The organism is Acidiferrobacteraceae bacterium, assembly GCA_037388825.1.
GTDB lineage: Bacteria > Pseudomonadota > Gammaproteobacteria > Acidiferrobacterales > JAJDNE01 > JARRJV01.
Genome location: JARRJV010000066.1, coordinates 1 through 18,396, shown reverse-complemented (window position 1 = coordinate 18,396; position 18,396 = coordinate 1). Strand labels below are relative to the sequence as shown.

Here is an 18,396-nt window from a genome sequence, read left to right as displayed (position 1 = left end):
CCAAGTCGGCCGCCGGTACGAAGGTATAGAGGTTTCCACAATCGACAATCGAGACCTCGATTGTCTGCCCGGCAATGGAGATCCGGTCGATCGGATTTCCGGTTGGCAATAGTGCTCCAGTGACGGCGCCCGTCGGGTCACAAAAGCTGAGACGTATGGGCGCGCCCGTACCGGGGACACCGTCAATTCGATAATCTCCCTCGGTCACGACCGTACCGTTTTCTACTTTGAAAGTGGCAAGTATCCGTTTTCCGCTATTCACGTTGTAGATTCGCACTGTCATTTCCGGCTCTGTCCCTTCCAGCAGGCCACTTTCCACCGCATACAGGCCAACTGCGGAAGAAAGATTCCCGCAATTGTTCATGTAGCCGACTTCGGGTTTATCGATTCCTACCTGACCGAACAGGTAATTGACGTCGCTGTCTTCGCGACCGGATTTCTCGATGATTGCGACCTTGCTGGTCAATGGGTCCGCACCGCCCAGGCCGTTGACTTGGCGGGCATCCGGACTGCCGAATATCGCAAGAATCACGCGATCCCGCTCGGCCGGATCCGCTGGCAGGTCTGCGGCATTCAGGAATACACCTTTGCTGGTGCCGCCCCGGATCACCATGCATGGAATTTTCAGGCTCATACACACCCCGATCTGCTATTCAGCTTCTCCCCCCACACGTGCCACCTGAAGGCATGCTCTGGTGCATAGCCTCGAAGAGAAAGAACTGTCTATTTTCGTGCCATGGACGAACGAACCCCGGTCCATGGCCACCCCCGTTTTCAGAATAATATCACAGCGGATTGCGTGGTCTATTGCCTGGTCCAACCGCTCCAGGCCTTGACCGCATCCCGCAAAATGACTAGCTTGGATTTAACGACAAATGAACCAAGCGGTTATAAAGCTGGTGTCACAGTATATTCTGCCTGTCCCGTTTTCGGCATCGGAAATCCGGTGCCTTATCCGCGTGATGGTAATTTGACCATTTCCTATACCCCTAGGTGCAATCGATTTCTCCGGGACCAGACATATGAATATCCAGCACGCCCCCATCGAGCCTACCCACTCCCCGCTCGCAACGAAGCTCTCGGTTGAATTTTGCGAAGATGCGGACGAGATGTTTTCTCGCCAGGAACTCTGGGACACCCTGTACGACAGCTCAGACGCCTCTCCCTTCGCGTCTTTGGAATGGTTGTCATCTTGCTGGAACTACTTCCGCGATGAGAGAAAGGCGCTGTTCGGCATTGTCTACGATGCCGACATCCCGATCTCCATCGTTCCACTGGAAATAATAGAGTCCCCGCTCGGTCCGGTGCGCTACCGTGTTCTCCGTATGCTGTTCGGTGATTGGCAGCAGAAAGCGGGGATCGCAGTGAAACCGGGTTATGATGAATTCGCAGTATTTGAGTATGTTCTGCAACAGTCGGCCGCGTCCGGGCACCCATGGGACTACGCCTATTTCGTAAAATGGCCCACTGCGAAACTCGGCCAGGTCCTGACGGCGATACCTGACGACGCGCCGTTCAAACGCGTGGTACGCAAGACCGGTCCGACGGTAATCATCGAAATCCCGGCATCCTGGGATGAATATGCTCAATCCATATCTTCCGCGCAGCGACGACATATCGCACGGAAAACCAATGCACTGAAGCGCCTGGGCAAAATCCGGTATGAACGAGTGGGCATGGATAGCCCCCTGGACACTGCGAAACTGCAGCGACTCATGGAGGATGCCGTAGCAGTCAGCCAGCACAGCTGGCAACATACCGCGCGCGAAGGATGGGCCATCAGCGACCCGGAGACAGGCGGATTCTTTCAGGAAGTCTCGGAAAGACTGGGTCGCCGGAACATGATCGACTTGTCAGTTTTGTATCTGAACGATGCACCGGTTTCCTTCATTTGGGGCACGATACGTCAGAGCTACCTCTTCCTCTACAAGCCAGGCTTCGTCGAATCGCTCGCGAAGGCATCGCCCGGGGTCGTGCACCTGGCGATGCATATCCAGGACTCCATCGAACGGGGAAGTCTGGAACTCGACTACGGTCCATCACACTTCGATTACAAATCAAGCTGGGGAAAGAAATACAACGGCCTGTGCACCCTCTACTACTACCGCAATAGCCTCAAGAGCTCGATCCTCCGCACCGTACGGCATCGACGTCACATGGACGAAATCATTCTGCCGGGTCCGGTTTCATAGTCTCCCCGTCATCCAGTACCAGGCATACCCGAGCATTTCATGCAGTGCCGCCGAGGACTTGCGCAGTGCACTGATCTGGGGAATCAATACTGTATAGAGCGGCGGATTCATCCACTGCCAATCCACCGGATACGTACAAATATCCACCCCTTGGTGAACGAAGGTCGCTGCAGCTCGCGGCATATGAATTGCCGACGTAACGAGAAACACGGAATCGCTTTTCAATTTCGTTTTCAGCAGTTCCGCTACAGCTTTCGCACTTTCATACGTGCTCCGCGAGTTTCGATCAAGCACGATACGTTTCGCCGGCATCCCCATGTCCAGCGCCAACGTACGCATCAAATCCGCTTCCCGGGCCCGATGTCCCGCGCCACCGCTAAGCAACAAGCGACTCCCGGGTGCCAAAAGCGCAAGTCGCACGCCTGCCATCGTGCGTCTCAGGCTCGCCACCTGCAAGCGCTCATAGTCGTCCGCACTCCGTGGCGACCCAAGTACTCCCCCCGCCAGCACCACAATCACGCTGTTGGCAGTCGGTGCACCGCATGCCCTCCCCTCCGTATCTGCCTGTTCCAGCACGCCTACCAACATATTCGTCGTGATCGGTGTCGAAATGACGAAGTAGATGATCGTCGTCACAATGGCCACGATGGTCGTGACCCCGCTTCGCTGTCTGCGAAACAGGGCAATTGAGATCGCCACCATGCTCCAGCCGACAAGCGCGATGGGCCCGGTGAGCAGTTCCAACCAGTACACAGAATCTCCTCAACACCGCTGCAATATTTGGCGCAGCTTCACTTCTTCGTCGGGCGCAGCTTGATCAGGTAGTCACACACTGTGCGATCATCCCAGTTGCTCGCGAAGATAATCTCGCTTCCATCGCGGTTGGTCACTGCCTGTTGTTCGGAAAAGTAGCCACCTCTGTCCCTGTCGCTATGATGGTGCGCAACCCGCCGCACTTCACCGGATCCATCCAGCTTCAACCAGAATATCTCGAAATCATGATTGGGGTATCGATTGTCGGGACCTTGTGTGGAAATGAGCGCCCAACCAGGAAGATCCAGATTCCGACAGGACACATGTGGCGTGGACTTCCAGCCAATCCGTACACCAATCGTGGTCTTTCCCGTGGCAAGATCGGTAATATTGATATTGCGGTTGTGATTCAGCTGATAATCCGCACCATCATAGACCAGGGCTTCCGAACCGTCCGCCAACTGACAGATATCGCCGTGACCGAATGAACCATAGGGCAGGTCGCGAAGATGATTCATATGAATGTCATATACCCGTGAACGATCCCTTCCCATCGTCACCACGTATTTTCCACTCGGGCTGACGCTGATCCAGTCGCTTACCATTCTTTGTGTGACGGGGATTCGTCGACTCACACGATCTTTCAACACATCATAAACGAAGGCGTCGACCGGTTCGCCGTTCCGTCGCCCGACCAGTGCGTAGTAGCGCCCATTCCGGTCCATGTTTCCCTCGCCCTGACCACTTGCACTGTCGTAGCGCTTGAAGTCCCGCAAGAGCGTGCGCTTGCCGCTCTGAATGTCGTACTCATACATGCCACGTACGTTTCGCGAGTTGCCCGCGAAACTCATATAGTAAAACCGGTTCGGATCGGTTGGATGCCATTGTATTTCCGGATCGGATGTAACCACGTGCACGGGACCCAGGGGTTCCCAGGTCTTTGTGTCATACAGCAGCGTGACCCCTGTGCTACCCGCGAGTACTGCACGGGTGCCATCCGCGTTGAAGGGTTGGGACTTGGAATAGAAGTGCCGAATCCGATCCTGGCGCGGATACTGGGACGGATCGGTAATCCGCATGATCGTGGTTCCGAATACCGGATCCACTACGGTCTTGTGAAGACCCGGTCGATCGACGTGCGGATTCGGCAACAGCGCGTTGCCGGTCTTGAGTTCGTCGAACGGGCCCGCATGGGAAACACCGGGGAACACGATTAATACTATAACTATCAAGCAGTTATATAATACACGCGACACCGATCCTTGATTCTTTCCTTCGTTGGCCGGGATTTGTGGTACTCGAATCGAGTATTCTGTCTTTGTCATTGACTTACATACCTCAAATAGATTCGCTCGTCGCCGTCCATCCACTGTCGACGGGAAAACAGATCTTCCACACGTTTCCTAGCTGCCGCTCCGGATGTGCGGGAACGACCGGCCTCTGCCATCTTCAACATGCAGTTTGCCAGTTCATCCACATTCCGGGATTCGAACAGGAAACCGGTCCGACCATCATCTACGACTTCGCCACAACCACCGATTCGTGGCGCGATCACCGGTTTGCCCGCGGCCATTGCCTCCCTCGCAGCGAGCGGGAAAGATTCCCGGGTTGATGACAGCACAAATACATCCAGGATAGACAAATGATCCGGAATGTTCCGTTGCAGGCCTGTGAAGACCACCGAACCGTCCAGCTGCAGGTTCTTTGCCAGTTCTTGCGTGGGTTCAAGCAACGGGCCATCGCCAATGATCAGAAGCTTCGTATCCGGATCAATTCCTTGAACGCGGGAGAACGCCTCCAGCAGATAGTTGTGCCCCTTCTCTTCGGAAAGCCGTGCAACAATCCCGAAGACCTTGTGCCTCGTCGGGTCTATGCCGTATTGCTCGTAGAGCGCTGCCGATGGCTCCAGCGGCCTGAATTTATCTGTATCGATTCCACTGTGCACCACTGTGCTCCGCTCATTCGACAATCCACTTGCCATGCAGCGGTTTCGCTCGTAGTGCGACTCGAAGATCACGAAATCCGCACAACGATTGAGAATCAGGCCGGCATAGCGGAAATGAATCGGATTGTGGATATTGTGGATGGTCGTCACGATCGGCAGTCGACGACCTCCGATCCTGTAGGAGAATGGGAAAAGACGAAGGCTCGCCCACGCCGCAATCGTCGTCCGGACCGACTGCGGCGCTAACACTTCGATCTCGTGTTCGCGAATGATCTGCCGCAACTTCGCCCCCGCACGCCAGATCCCCGCCGGACCGCTGTATCGGAAGTCGAGGTCGATGAAACGGGCACCACGCGATTTCAATTCATCCAGAAGCACGCCAGGCGTCGAGGCCACATAAATCTCATGCCCACGTGCAGTCAGATCCTCCGACAACGCAAGGATATCTGACTGTACGCCCCCAACGCCAAAGGGTTCCGTCATCAGGTAAAGCAGTCGCATCAGCTTCGCGCCTCCCGGTTTTCCGTGGCATGCCGGGCCAGTTGCGCAAAGCGGCGGCGGCGGCGGTGATCCAGAATCTGGTGGATCGGGTCGTAGGCCCCGTCGAGCTTCTTCTGCAGCTGCGCTATGGAATCCTTGTCGGAAATCTCCGTCCGACGCAATGCATACGGATCTGTCGTCTCGCGATTCCTCCCCGGTGAGACAGTAACCGCAGCGCGGTATCCCGCATCTCTCACATATTCCAACTCGCGCTCCCCGTAGTCACCGGACGGATAGCAGAACAGGCTCACGGGCTTTCCGATACGGGAACTGATCTGCCGCCGGCTCTCGGCGATCTCTCGCCGCGCGGTTCCATCGTCCAGTCTTTGAAGATGCGGGTGCGAACACGTGTGCGAACCAATCGCAATCTCCGGGTGCTTCTCCATTTCTTTCACCTCCGCCCAGTTGAGATGCACCCGCTCTCGCTCGTCACGATAGCGCGGATGAACCAATGTGCCGTCACAGAATTGCGTCGTAATGAAGATCGTCGCCGGAATCGCCAGGCGCGTCAGGACAGGCAGGGCATATTCGAGATTGTCACGGTAGCCGTCGTCAAATGTGACCACGACACCGGGCTTCCGCACCCCGGTGGACAGTTCCTCGACCGCCTCTTCCAGACTGATTACTCTTGCATGCTCATTCAACCACTGCATCTGTGCCGCAAAGCGGTCCGGATGTACGACAAGTTGGTCATAGGATTCCATTGGATATACGCGGTGATACATGAGAATTCGTATACCCGGCGAGACCCTTTCGACGACCCGGGTCAAGGGATACAGGATTCCGGACAGAAGCTCCCTCATCATGTCGACCTTTCCTCGCTTCCTTCATCCCCTGCGCCCAGTGTCGTGCGCTCTTTGCCGACCGAGCGGTAGAGTTCCTCGTAGCGACGCGCAACGTTTTCCGCACTGAATCGTTCACGCACGGTCTTTCCTGCCTGTCCCCCGATACGCTTCCTCAGCGTTCTGTCTCCGATGAGCGCGCCCAGCTTCCGCGCCATGTCCTCGACATCGCGAGGGGCAACCAGGAATCCGTTTTCGCCCTGCTGAATCACGTTCGGGATTCCGCCGACGCTCGTCGCGACCACCGGTTTCCCCAGCGCCATGGCCTCCAGCAGGGCCATTGGAAGACCCTCCCACCGTGATGGCATAACCATTGTGTCGGCAGCGGCAATCAGTGCCAGGACATCCTGTCGAAAGCCGCAGAACCTCACATTTGCGTCCAGGCCGCGATCGCGTACTTCTTGCCGGAGCTCCCCTTCGAGTTCGCCTTCTCCCACAATTAGCAAAACAAAGTCAAAACCTTGCGTCCTGAGTGTTTCGAGAGCAGGAAGCAAATCATGGTGACCTTTCGCGGGATGCAGTCGACCGACAACAATCAGGGTCGTCGCACCGGCAACGAAATCAAATTCATCGGCGAGGTCGACTTCCGGCAGGGATGCAAATCGTCGAAGGTCGACACCGTTTGCAATGGTCACCAGGCGATTTGCGGGTATACGGTCCCTGTCTCTCAGAACCACTTCCACTTCCTCGGAGCAGGCGATCACCTTGGTGGAAAGCCGCGCCATCATCCGGTCAACCAGCCGATGAAGGTTGCCCTTCCAGGTATTTGTACTGTGTACCGTGGAATAGATTCCGGGCACATGCGCAAGAAATGCCGCCAATCGCCCCCAGCTGTCGGCTGTGAACAAATGCGTATGTACTGCGACCGGACGATACTCCTTCAACCAGGTGATCAGCCTGAGAAGCAGACGGAAATCGTATCGGCCCCGACGACCCAGAATCACCACCGGAACGCCGGATTGCTCGATTTCCTGCACGAGTGGCCCTCCCTCCACCAGGCACAATACCGTGTATTCAAAATCCCCGGATCGCGAACGCAGAACGTCCGCCAGCAGCCGTTCGGCCCCGTCCGGCGGCAATCTGTCGATGATATGAACGACTCTCTGCTTGCGCACGTGTTAGTTCCCCGGAAACACCGTTTGGGTTTTGACGGGAGGCTCTTCCGCTTCTGATCCCTCCGTTTCTGATTCACTCAGCAGATGGAGCAACACCGCGAAGTAGATCCATACGTATCCACACACGCTGATATTCACCATGCGTGATCCGAACATATTCACGGCGAACACGGCGCCCGCCATGGCGGCACCACCGATTCCGATTGCCCTTGCCCAGAGATCCTTGTTCTGATCCGCGATGGTTCTCCCGTGGCGATACATCCGGTAGATCAACATCAGAAACAGTATGAGCGCCGGAATCCCCATCTGGGAACTGATGAACAGGAACATATTATGATTGTCCGATTCCCTCACCGGATATTCCGTGTACTTTGACTTGAGGCGACGAAAATTCTTGAACCCCTTGCCGAATATCGGGCTCTCGAGGGTCATGTCTACAGCGGCACGCCATAATATCAGTCGCGTTTGGCTGCTTTCGTCCAGCCGCTCACCGCCGGCAACCTCCGTCTGTGACATTCGTGCCACGAGCGAAGACGGTATCAGTTGCGGCAACGTTATTACGACAACGGAGGCCAGAAATATCCCCAGGAAGACGAATCTTTTTCCGCGAACATACGTTGCCACGGCTGCCGCCATACCCAGGCCCAGGTAGGCGCCGCGGGAGAACGTGGACAGCAGGACCTTCACCATCACCCCGAACACGGGTAACAATGCCCAACTGCGCATTCGCGTGAACGCCAACAGGGCCAGACCCATGAGGGGTCCAATCCCGTAGTCCAGGAATGCGCCGAAATCGTTTGGTTGCAGCTGAGGCCCCAGGACGCGTGACTTCTCGATGGTCGACATCCCCATTTTGTCCAGCATTTCCTGCACGCCCAGAACCAGAACGAACAGGTACCCGAGACACAAATACAGAGCAACCCTTCTCGCCATCGCCCCGTCTTTTATCAGATTTACAAAGATGAAAAATATCAGAAACTGGTCGATCCAGCCCTTGTACTCGAGCAACATGTCCTCAATGAGATAGCTGACACCTCCCGGGGTGAACATCACTGTAATGCCGGAGAAACGTGGCTATGCTCAACGCCAGAAATGCATTGGTACCGTTGATCCCGGGCGCAATCGGGGCCACGATCATCTTTGATAATGGTATGTACAGGGCAAAACTTGCCAGCAACCATTCCGGGTCCTTGGTACAGCGAATGGCCAAACCTATCCCGAATGCCCCGAACAAGATGTACAACAACGGGCTTGGGAGGCGCAGCCCGAACAGGGTCGTGGCCAGCATCAACCCGCCGGGCATGCTGAGGAAGAGCAAGGTGGATCGTAGAGGCTTCCCGCCCCACGCTACCGAGGGGACTTCCTCTTTCGTCGCAGTGCGGGCAAAGCCCGGTTCAACTGGAAAGTTTCCGGTATAGGCCATGGTAGATCCGGTTTCCGAGAAGGCTTCTGACGTAGTTCTTTAGCCGATAAGCCAATTGGCGTGGCAAGACCGCGATTTCGCTTCCTTTCGCGAGTGCGACAAATGTTCCCAGATTCGTGTTGTGCCGGATCGCGATCCGCGGGATTGCACTTCCTTCCTTTGCCGGTTGCCGCAATACACCAACGAAGGAACCAAAGAAAGATCGGTATCCAAGAGTCCTTCCCAGTTCTATCTCCCGTGCGCCGAAGCGCCCGCCGGGGAATGATATCGACTGGATCGGCTGGCCCGTGTGCGCTGCTATCACCCGTGCCGGCACAGAGAGTTCTTCCGTCGCCTCCTGCCGGGAAAGATCGGAGAGGAACCGATGGGTTTTCCCGTGAGCCTGGATCCAGTTTCCCTGGTCCGCCATCTCGCGAAGTGCGTCCCAGCTACAGAAATCGTCGCGCGCTTCCACAAGATCCGATGTGATGAAGAATATGGCACGGTATCCGCGCTTCCGAAGAAGCGGGAATGCGTGGCGGTAGAAACTCTCGTGACCATCATCGAAGGTCAGTACGACCCCCTTCTTTGGCCATGCCCCTGACGAATGGCCCAGCAACTCCTCCGGATCGAGAACGGGGATACCGGCGGCCGACAAGGCATCGAGCTGTTGCTCAAACACCTCGCTCGCGACCGCGTAGGGTCGCTCCTCCGCTGCAAGCGAGTCCCATTCCGCTTCACCACGATAGAGTGCATGGTACATGAGGACGACGATGCTCATGTTTTTTCCCACCGAACCTCAATTCGCCCCATGAGGTAGTTCTGCAGCGCGAGCACCGCCGCCCAATTCAGTTCCAGAAATACCACGACAAAACTCACAAGACGATGCTTGCGCAGGGAAGGCAATGACATTCCGGCAACCCCACCTATATAGAATAGAGTCTGCGCCAAAGCCATCAACTGGTAAAGGAGTCCATCCAGCCACCAGTTGCTCAGGTATGCGCTCACCATCGCGTAGGGCACCAACAGCCTAAATACCTTGTGCGAAAGGAACTGAAGAAATACGGGGTTCCGCAGGGGATGAAACAGCCACACGTTTCGGGCAAATGCCTGAAAGTTTCCCGTGAGCGTTCGCACCTTGCGGATGCGCTCGCGCCGGCTGTCCTCCTGGGGAGAATCGAATACGTGCGCACGCGGATCAAACAGCACTCTCTGACCGTGTCGCAACACACGAGCGGGTACCTCAAAGTCGTCCAGTAGCGTGTCCGCAGGGAGCGGCTCGTAGTCCTTTCTCCGCAGGACATACAGTGCTCCCGTTACACCAATGGTCGCAAAGGCCCGGCTCTCCTGCCGGCGGATCCATTTCTCATACCGCCAGTACAGGCCAATATTGTGGCCCTCCCCCGTCAAGGCGTCGCGCAGGACCAGTTCACCGCTGACGGCGCCAATGCCCGGTTGCAGCAGACTGGCTACCAGAAAGCGCAATGCCGGTGGATCGATTTCCTGGCGCACATCGGTAAACAGTATGATTTCGCCCTGCGCGTTCCCGACGGCGGCATTCAGGGCGTTGGGCTTCCCTTGCCGTTCATGAAAACACAGGGCCTCGACATCCGGTTGCTGCGACAGCCATGCGTCGCTTCCATCGGTCGACCCGTCTGACACGAAAATGAAACGGATGCGGTCCTCTGGATACTGTATCCCTCGAAGTGTTCTCAACTTGCGTTCAAGGTGTTCCCGTCCGTTGTACACCGGGACAACCACTGCCACGGTGGGCCAGTCACGCACGCTCACCGGATCCGCAATCACTTCTCTGCGCGTTCGCGCAATCGCAAAAATGAGAATGGGATACACGAAATAGGTGTAAACCACGAATCCCACGGAGAACCAGAAGACGATGATGGCCGGATCCATCCCTATCTCCCCGCAACGAGCCAGGCAAAATCGCCGATCGTACGAGCGCCGGTTGGCTGCCGAAGGATGGCGAATGGATCCATACCGCGACGCTGAATTCCCTCGACAGTCGAAAATGCAAGTTCGAATCCTTCCCGCTGAAGTATGTTCTTGGTCTGCTCGTTAAAATCCTGCGCGCGACCATTTGGATAGGCGAAGTACCGCGGAGACACTCCCGTCTCCTCAAAAATCCGGTCACGGCACTTACGGATCTCCCACTCTGCGACCGAAGGGTCCACTCGCGACAGGATCGGGTGGGTATGCGTGTGTCCTCCGTAGGTTGTGTACTCCATGGTCGCCCGTACTTCATCCCAGTTCAGCATCTGGCGTCCAGGGCCCTCTCCCAGGGGATCTACAGCCAGCACCTGAAACAATTGCTCCTGCCACCGGTTTCGTTCCTCGTCCCCAATATTCTTCAGGAATGCCTTGCATGCATCGACACAGGTCCGCCGCCCCCCGGGCGCCGACAGGTCAAATCGGGATCCCCCGGGCCATGGCAAATCCACTTCCGAGACCGGGCTGTGGTGAACGGCCCAAGTGACCGCATCGGTCCAGATCATTCCCCCTTCATCGACGAAGCGCGTGGCGAGGAACACGACCGCGGGAATCTCCAGCTCCTTCAAGACAGGATAGACGTGGTCGTGGTAGTCCCGATAGCCGTCATCGAAAGTGACCAGCACCGCAGGGCGCCGCGTCCTCCTGCCCTGCAAGACCTCGACGAACTGATCTGGATGAACGGGCATACACTCCGCCTTCAACCACTGCATTTGCTCGCGAAATGTATCCACGCCAGGGGCTTGGAAGCCGTTTCCGTCGGCCTGGATACGGTGATACATGAGTGTTGTGATCCCCTCCCCGCGGACAACCCGGGCCACAACCGGCCACGCCCCTGGGGATGCAGCGATTGTCTTGATCGTTTTCCGGATGATGCCCATACCGTTCTGTTCCTATGCAGCCAGACGCGCGCGAATCGCGCCGAGCATCTCCAGGCTGTTCTTCCGGTCAAAGACCAGAAGCAACAAGGCGTAGCTCACCACTCCGGTGATCACCTTGACTGCGATCCCCGCCACACCTCCACCCACGGGGACCTCCATCACAGCGATATACATCAAAGCAGAGCAAAATCCGTACCGGGCGATTCCACGCCAGGGCACACCAAGCGGAAGGCTGTGGCGTGTCAGCGCAACCGTCGCTCCCGCGAGGAATATCGCGCATATGAGGGTGGCAACAGCCGCCCCGACGATTCCGTATTGCGGTATCAATACCAGATTTAGAAGCACGTTCAGCACCGCGGTCGCGAATACACGTAGCATGATCACGACTGTCTGCTTGTGAATATAGAGGCCGGCACCCACGATAACCATACTTCCCTGCACCACCAGTGCGCTCATCACCCACGGAATTACGACAGCTCCTTCCCTGTACTTCTCCGAAGCCAGCAACACGAGCAGGTCCCGTCCAATAACCGATACACCGGCGATAATCGGCATTCCGATTAGTAGATAATAGCGCATCGAATCCAGCAAAAAGCGACGCGTCTCCGCTTCCCCCTTGTCTTCCCACATGCGTACGTACATCGGGACGATAGCTTGTCCCACCGAAGCGATCGCGATCATCTGTACGTACTCGGTCATATTGTAGGCCGCCGCATAGTGGCCGAGCGCCTGGCCACCCAGCATAAACTGGATCATGTAGCGGTCTCCGATATTGAGCAGGACACGGGACAGTTCGAATCCGAGCATGGGCACGCCAAATCTAACCATCGCCTGAAACAGTTCGGGCGAAAACGTTTTTGGCGATACGGGGTGTTTTCGCAGCACATAGCCCCAAAGAAACATCAGTCCCACACTCTCCACCAGAATCGTGGCCCCATAAAATCCATACAGACTCCGCGAAACGAAGAAAACCGCGACCAGAATTGCACCCAGCACTGCATATTTGGCTATGACTTGATAGATCGCGTAGATACCGCTGCGGAAATCGGCACGTAGCAGGTTCACCAGCCCGTTCTCCGATATCCTGAGAAACACCAGGACCGCAGTCAGCAGAAACAGCCCTCGAACACGGTCGTCATTCCACCATTCGTTCGGAACCAGTTGGCTCAGCCCGGCCCAGAGAAGGCAGACCACAACGCCGACGACTGCCATGCCCCAAATTACCGTGCCGTAAAACTGGTCGAGTGACCATTTTGATTTTCCCGCCGCAGATTCCCCGTACATACGTACGATCGCGTGTTGCATACCCAGCTTTCCCGCCCCCACCACGAACATCAAGGCGGCGGATACCAGATTCATCAGCCCGTATTCCTCCACCGAGAAAATACGAGTGAACAACGGGAATGACACCAGACTCGTGAGCGAGACCAGCAGGCTGCCCAGCGAGTAATTCGATACATGGCGCAACAGTTTGCTAAGCATCGTTGCCGTGACCCGACTCTTTTTGTTTACGCGCCGCGCGAAAATACTGCTTCACGGCGGGCAGCCATTCCCGGCGCGCCCGATAGGCCAACACACCAATCCCGCGACCATAGGCGATGAAATACCATGTAGCACGCCGATCCTTGGCCCACTGCGTCTTGTATTCATATTCACCACGCAGCATGTCAAACACGTCATTGCCTTCCTCGATCGCGCTCTGAATCGCGTATCCCATTAGCACCAGGCCCGGTCGAAGTTTCGACATCCCCGGGTCGAAACCGCCCTGGAAATAGTAGATACGTCCGCGGAAGCGATAACAGTAGTACATGGCAACGATTTGATCGCCGATCTGGAGACAATAGAGTCGCAACCAGCCATTGTCCTGACAGGCATGCATCACCTCACGGTGAAACCCCCTGTATTGCGGCGTCGAGAAAGAGTGCGACTCACCCAGGTCATCCCAACGTTGATGATGCAGGGCTATCAGCCGGTCGATTGCGTCGTCCAGATGCCCCGGGTCATTCCACACGAACAGTCTTGCCCCGTCCTGTTCGAGAACCCGGCGACGGGTCTTGCGAACGGTATATCGACGATCCCGGTGCAAACTACCAAGATAGTCTTCCCAGTTCGCTGGCAGCGTGGCGATGGATATGCGCGCACTGATTCCCTCACGATGGGACACATCTGCCATCGACCGCATCAGGGCTGCCCGTAACGGAGATTCCTTTGCCATGTCGCTGAGCAGCAGCATGTCCCATTCCCCCCTGTCCCCGGCCAGAACCCCGGCGAGGGCTTCCACCACGCCTTGCTCACAGCGCGGATCGGCCAGGACATCCAGGTCATCGGGGGAGGTATCGCCGCCAGTGCCCAAATTGCGCAACATCGAAAGTCTGAATAGTTTCAGAACCCGGACCCTGTCGATGTAGCACGGCAGGATTCCCACAACCTCTTCCTCGTCTCTTACTACGAAGACCCGCAATGGGCGGCCAGCCCCATACCATTTCCACCACGCGGACTGCCACTCCCAGCTGTTAAAGATGCTCGCCCAAGGGGCGCGCGCATGAAGGGCCGTCCAATGGGGACCGAGCGCCGCCAATTGCTCGGCTGTGGACACAACCGTTACGTCCACGCCCGCTACCCGCTGTTGGCCTGATTGACCAGATTTGCGGCCTCTGTGATGCCGCAGAACTCAATCCCTTCCGCCCCGGCCCAGTGCAGTATTTCCCCCAAATCGTCCAGATATTGCCGAACATCAGATTCCGACTGGGGGTACGGGCTGGCGGCGGGGATCACCTCCATGGAATGAAACATCATATTGACTACAACAACGGGGGCATCACGGTGCCGGCGCAATTGGTGGTGAATCACCTTCTTCATGTTTGCTACGCTGGAAAACCAGGGCCGCAACCAGCGCGGGCCGCGCAACCACCGGGGATACATGCTCACCGGAATCTCGAGGAGCCGATCCGGGCGATAGCTTCCGGGCTTCGTGAGGGATCCTTCCGCCGGATAGTAGGGTTGCTCCGGCGCGTGCCGGTAGTCGACCGGCCCGTCCGGATGGGGCCAGCGTATATATGGTGTTACGCTGGTATCGGTGACGTAGCCCAGTCGCTCCAGCGCGTCTATCGTATTGGCACCGGCGCCAAACCTTCCGGCACGGAATGATTTTGGCGCATAGCCAAAACGGTTCTCGAACAGACGAGTCAGGTTCTCCAGCTTTTTGGACTCAATATCGGGCGGACAATGACATTGGAAGTCGGGGCTGTCGATCCCCGCATAGTCCTGAAACTTTTTCTCCGGTTCGATGAACGCGGAATGGAGGTGCGTGCCGAATTCATACCTTCCTTTGAGTGCCCGCAGCGCCTGCACGCTGTCGTCATCCTCCATCACCTCGACCGTCAGCAGATAGGTGGGAACCGCGCCCGCGGCGTCGAAGGCCGGCTGCAAACGTTCCGGCACGCCCATTGTGATCGAGTGGAATGTCAGCGGTTTTGAACGGGCCCAGTTGGGATCGTGATCACATTCGGTATCGATCGTGGCCGTCAAAACCACCTTTTCGATGCGTTCTCCCGTCATGCCGCCAGTGTCCCGCGAAACCGCTGCAGCAATTTGGCCGTCACAATCGGCACGCCGAACTCCGCGGCCAGTTGCCGCGACCGTTCCCCCATTCTGCTGGCAAGTTCCGGATCTTCCAGGAGCCGACGGATCGCCTGCGCCAAGGCGTCCTTGTCACCCGGTGGTACCAGAAACCCGTTCTCCCCGTCATGAACCAGGTCTACGTTGCCACTGACCCGTGTCGCGACGATTGGAAGACCGGCCGCCATCGCCTCCAGCACCGAATTGGGCATTCCCTCCTGGTATGAGGGTTGTACATACACCCGTGTCTGACGCAGCAATTCAGGTACGTTGTCGATCTCCCCGCAAAATCGCACCTGTTGCTCAAGGCCCAGTTCCGCGATCCGGTTTGTCAGTTCTTCGCGCAACGATCCGTCACCGGCGATTGCGAGCTTGTGGTCCGGCGCCATCAATGACCACGCTTCAACCAGAACCTGGATACCTTTCACCGCACGCAGCCTTCCCACATAGGCGACATCCGAGACATTCACATCGTCGTTCTTCTGTTGCGACGACTTGTCAAACCGGACCAGATCGACCGCATTGGGAATCATGAGCAGACGTTCTTGCGGATAGCCGGCCACCACGAGCTTCTCGTATGTGAAGCGACGCAGGCAGCACCGGGCGCAGAAGGCCCGCCACAGCGGCAAGATTCTTCGCGATATGAACATGAATGGCATCGTAGTGCCGTCGTTCCCATAGCAGTTTGAAGGCGAACCGTGCAGAAAGAATCAAGGCGCCAAGAAAGCGGATCCGCGGGTATACAATTCGCTCGACGGGTACGCCATCGACTACTTCGCGCGACTTCATTTCCCTCTCCAATCGCGGTGCGACCACTTTTACGGCGTGACCGGCATCCCGGAATGCGCGACTCAGGAGTTGAGCCTGTTTTTCCGCTCCACCATCGCCGGGATAGAAGCTGTCTACCACGATCAGTATGCGCAGCGGCCCGTCGGCAACAGCTTGCGGACCGTTCACGCTCGAGTCTTTGCTATCAATTATCATCGACCCTGACCTGAATAGTTCTCGGCTCTCCACCAACAGACAAGTTCTGCTTCCCGAAAGTTCATGCCTTTCCTGAAACTCATGACCACCGTGCACGCAGGCGAGTCAAATGTTGGATTGCGACATACATTCCAGGGCGCAGTATCAATACGTGCTCCCGCACGTGTTTTTCAATGTGCTTGCTGAACCCGGTCTTGAAACGATTGATTGGATCCTCGTCGCCCCGCTCTTCCCAGTAGCCGCCAAAATCGTAGAAGGGATACCCGCTCTCACGGGCCCACTGCATGGCTTCCCAGTGCAAGGCATGGCTGAGGGGAAGCTGCCGGTGGGCCTCCGCTTCGCTCGAGTAGCCCCAGCGATAAATAATGCGATCAGCCGCCGGGATCATCAGCGCTCCTGCCACCTGTTCCCCCTGGTAGTCGCAGACAAAAAGTTGCGCCCCTCCGGGTTTCCCGTTCAAGTGCTCCAACTCTTCGGCGATTTCGTCCTGAATCGTTGCCAGACCGCGCCGTCGCGCCATGGCATTGAACTCGCGGACAAACGTTCTGAATTCCGAGCTCCCTACATTGTTACGGACGCGAATCCCCGCCTTTCGTGCCTTGTTAATCTGGGTGCGCAGGGAACGACGAAAAGCTCTGCGAATCCCTTCGATTTCCTGACCAAGGTCCACCGTCACGGTTGCGTCGTACAGGTACGAGGTCCCGCCAACGATCTTCCAACCCCATTTTCCCAGTGTCGCCTCGGTTTCGTCCTTGTCCGATTCCACTTCATAGGGACTAATACGAATCGCCACAGCATCCTTTCCATACAACTCGACAAGTTGCTGCAAATGCGCTTCAAGCGCAGTTGCATTCTCGCTCACCGGGCCACGTTCGACGATGTAGATTCCCTTTCCCGCCACGGGTACGGATCGGCGCCGAACAACCGAACTCGCCACAACTCTTCCTTCGAACGAAGTCAATACAGCCATAGACTTCTCGTTTCGCCGCAAGCAAGCCAGCCATTGCGGTGTCTGAAAGAAATGTGCGCCGTGCCCGGCAAGAAGCTGATTCCACAACGCCAGAATCCCGGAATCCTGCAAATCGTCGATGACTATTCTCTGGTAGCCTGCAGATGACTCTGGCATCGATGTCTCACGCACGATGGCCTGAAATTCATTGATCCGCGCATTCATCGGATTCTTCCCTCGAGCCAATGTCTGACCGGGCGAGAGGAAACCCCTGCCTTGCGCCAGGTTTCCGCCTGCCCGCGTTTGCGGTACGTCTGACGAGCCACCGCGGACATTTTACCTTCTTCCAATCCCATTGGGGTTGGTGAACTTCCCGCGTTCATAGACGATTCCCGTAGAAATGACGTTTTCCGTGTAGATGGCCGTTGGATCCGTGCTATCCCGGTAGTTCCGAGAGACCCCCGAGATCCAGCTCCAACGAGGCCGCAGCCGCAGGCGGTACTGCGTTCCAAAGGAAACCTCCGTGTCAGTCCTCGAGAGGGCCGGATATCGCGTATCCAGATACTCGCCAAACAGGGTCACATCGGAACGTCCGCCCACAACCCTGCGGTACACCCCGCTTGCGCCCAGACTTTGTTCGTCATTGAAGATGGGATCGATATAGTCCCGATCGCGGACAAATACACGAACCGTCGTGTCCTGATCAGGTGCGTTCTGGGCCACTATCAAATCCCCTCGCCGGCCATAGAAAAGGCCCCCGGACGTTGCATTCGGGTTCTGCACCGTCGGAGAAACAAGGATATCCCTCGATATATCGCTGTATTCAAAATCGAAGCTTGCGGCAATGGAAACAGTCGGATTGGCTTGATACTCATATCTTGCATTCACAAGCTTGCCGATTCGGTTCGGTTGGTTCGCGGTTTGAATTAGTGTTGCACCGATATTCGCCTCGAGCGTCGATGAGCCACGCTTGCCCTCGATTCCGGCGAACCCATCGACGCGACGGTAGTCTGGATAGAGCGGCGAGGGAAATCGCACAGCGTTCCCTACCAGATTCAGGGACACGATCGTTTTGGCCGGAGTGACGTGCTCCAACCGGGCCGTACCAGTGAGTTGATCGTTATTCTGGGACGGGGTGGTCTGATACCTTGCGTCGATTACGCGGCTACCC

At 56.7% G+C, this 18,396-nt stretch carries 18 protein-coding genes; 1 reads left to right on the top strand and 17 read right to left on the bottom strand.

Features of this window, described 5'->3' with window-relative positions:
* Window positions 1–634, bottom strand: a 634-nt coding sequence (locus P8X48_10840; GenBank protein ID MEJ2107802.1) for a PrpF domain-containing protein, incomplete at its 3' end; no start/stop codon positions are given.
* Window positions 635–1,022: 388 nt separating this feature from the next.
* Here P8X48_10840 and P8X48_10835 point away from each other — a divergent pair.
* Complete coding sequence (locus P8X48_10835) at window positions 1,023–2,192, top strand: GNAT family N-acetyltransferase (GenBank protein ID MEJ2107801.1); 1,170 nt, start codon at window positions 1,023–1,025, stop codon at window positions 2,190–2,192.
* On the opposite strand, the gene P8X48_10830 is transcribed toward P8X48_10835, so the two are convergent.
* The 16 genes from P8X48_10830 to P8X48_10755 form a co-directional block, all read right to left on the bottom strand.
* A complete protein-coding gene (locus P8X48_10830; protein ID MEJ2107800.1) occupies window positions 2,187–2,945 on the bottom strand; it encodes a YdcF family protein in 759 nt (252 codons plus the stop codon). The genes P8X48_10835 and P8X48_10830 overlap by 6 nt on opposite strands.
* A gap of 38 nt (window positions 2,946–2,983) precedes the next feature.
* The gene (locus P8X48_10825) at window positions 2,984–4,156 is read right to left on the bottom strand and encodes a hypothetical protein (GenBank protein ID MEJ2107799.1); all 1,173 of its coding nucleotides are present in this window, start codon (window positions 4,154–4,156) and stop codon (window positions 2,984–2,986) included.
* Between the two features lie 110 nt (window positions 4,157–4,266).
* A complete protein-coding gene (locus P8X48_10820) occupies window positions 4,267–5,391 on the bottom strand; it encodes a glycosyltransferase (GenBank protein ID MEJ2107798.1) in 1,125 nt (374 codons plus the stop codon).
* Window positions 5,391–6,236 carry a polysaccharide deacetylase family protein gene (locus P8X48_10815; protein MEJ2107797.1) on the bottom strand — a complete coding sequence of 282 codons (846 nt, stop codon included), beginning with the start codon at window positions 6,234–6,236 and terminating at the stop codon, window positions 5,391–5,393. The genes P8X48_10820 and P8X48_10815 overlap by 1 nt, the downstream gene beginning before the upstream one ends.
* Window positions 6,233–7,387, bottom strand: a complete 1,155-nt coding sequence (locus P8X48_10810; GenBank protein ID MEJ2107796.1) for a glycosyltransferase — start codon at window positions 7,385–7,387, stop codon at window positions 6,233–6,235. Before P8X48_10810 ends, P8X48_10815 begins: the two co-directional genes overlap by 4 nt.
* A 3-nt stretch (window positions 7,388–7,390) precedes the next feature.
* Window positions 7,391–8,437, bottom strand: coding sequence for an O-antigen ligase family protein (locus P8X48_10805; GenBank protein ID MEJ2107795.1), 1,047 nt, complete (start codon window positions 8,435–8,437; stop codon window positions 7,391–7,393).
* Window positions 8,438–8,781: 344 nt separating this feature from the next.
* On the bottom strand, window positions 8,782–9,570 hold the full coding sequence (locus tag P8X48_10800; protein ID MEJ2107794.1) for a polysaccharide deacetylase family protein: 789 nt from the start codon (window positions 9,568–9,570) through the stop codon (window positions 8,782–8,784).
* The gene (locus P8X48_10795; GenBank protein MEJ2107793.1) at window positions 9,567–10,700 is read right to left on the bottom strand and encodes a glycosyltransferase family 2 protein; all 1,134 of its coding nucleotides are present in this window, start codon (window positions 10,698–10,700) and stop codon (window positions 9,567–9,569) included. Before P8X48_10795 ends, P8X48_10800 begins: the two co-directional genes overlap by 4 nt.
* Window positions 10,701–10,702: 2 nt before the next feature.
* Entirely contained in the window at window positions 10,703–11,482 is a 780-nt protein-coding gene (locus P8X48_10790) for a polysaccharide deacetylase family protein (GenBank protein ID MEJ2107792.1), read from the bottom strand.
* Window positions 11,483–11,686: 204 nt separating this feature from the next.
* Window positions 11,687–13,156 carry an oligosaccharide flippase family protein gene (locus P8X48_10785; protein MEJ2107791.1) on the bottom strand — a complete coding sequence of 490 codons (1,470 nt, stop codon included), beginning with the start codon at window positions 13,154–13,156 and terminating at the stop codon, window positions 11,687–11,689.
* Window positions 13,149–14,039: a GNAT family N-acetyltransferase gene (locus P8X48_10780; GenBank protein MEJ2107790.1), complete on the bottom strand. Its 891-nt coding sequence runs from the start codon at window positions 14,037–14,039 to the stop codon at window positions 13,149–13,151. The genes P8X48_10785 and P8X48_10780 overlap by 8 nt, the downstream gene beginning before the upstream one ends.
* Window positions 14,040–14,290: 251 nt before the next feature.
* The gene (locus P8X48_10775) at window positions 14,291–15,232 is read right to left on the bottom strand and encodes a hypothetical protein (GenBank protein ID MEJ2107789.1); all 942 of its coding nucleotides are present in this window, start codon (window positions 15,230–15,232) and stop codon (window positions 14,291–14,293) included.
* Complete coding sequence (locus tag P8X48_10770; protein ID MEJ2107788.1) at window positions 15,229–15,858, bottom strand: glycosyltransferase; 630 nt, start codon at window positions 15,856–15,858, stop codon at window positions 15,229–15,231. Before P8X48_10770 ends, P8X48_10775 begins: the two co-directional genes overlap by 4 nt.
* Window positions 15,791–16,249 (bottom strand): glycosyltransferase, encoded by a 459-nt coding sequence (locus P8X48_10765; GenBank protein ID MEJ2107787.1) that lies wholly within the window; start codon window positions 16,247–16,249, stop codon window positions 15,791–15,793. Before P8X48_10765 ends, P8X48_10770 begins: the two co-directional genes overlap by 68 nt.
* 106 nt (window positions 16,250–16,355) lie before the next feature.
* Entirely contained in the window at window positions 16,356–17,450 is a 1,095-nt protein-coding gene (locus P8X48_10760) for a peptidoglycan bridge formation glycyltransferase FemA/FemB family protein (protein ID MEJ2107786.1), read from the bottom strand.
* Window positions 17,451–17,561: 111 nt separating this feature from the next.
* Window positions 17,562–18,396, bottom strand: an 835-nt coding sequence (locus tag P8X48_10755) for a hypothetical protein (protein MEJ2107785.1), incomplete at its 5' end; no start/stop codon positions are given.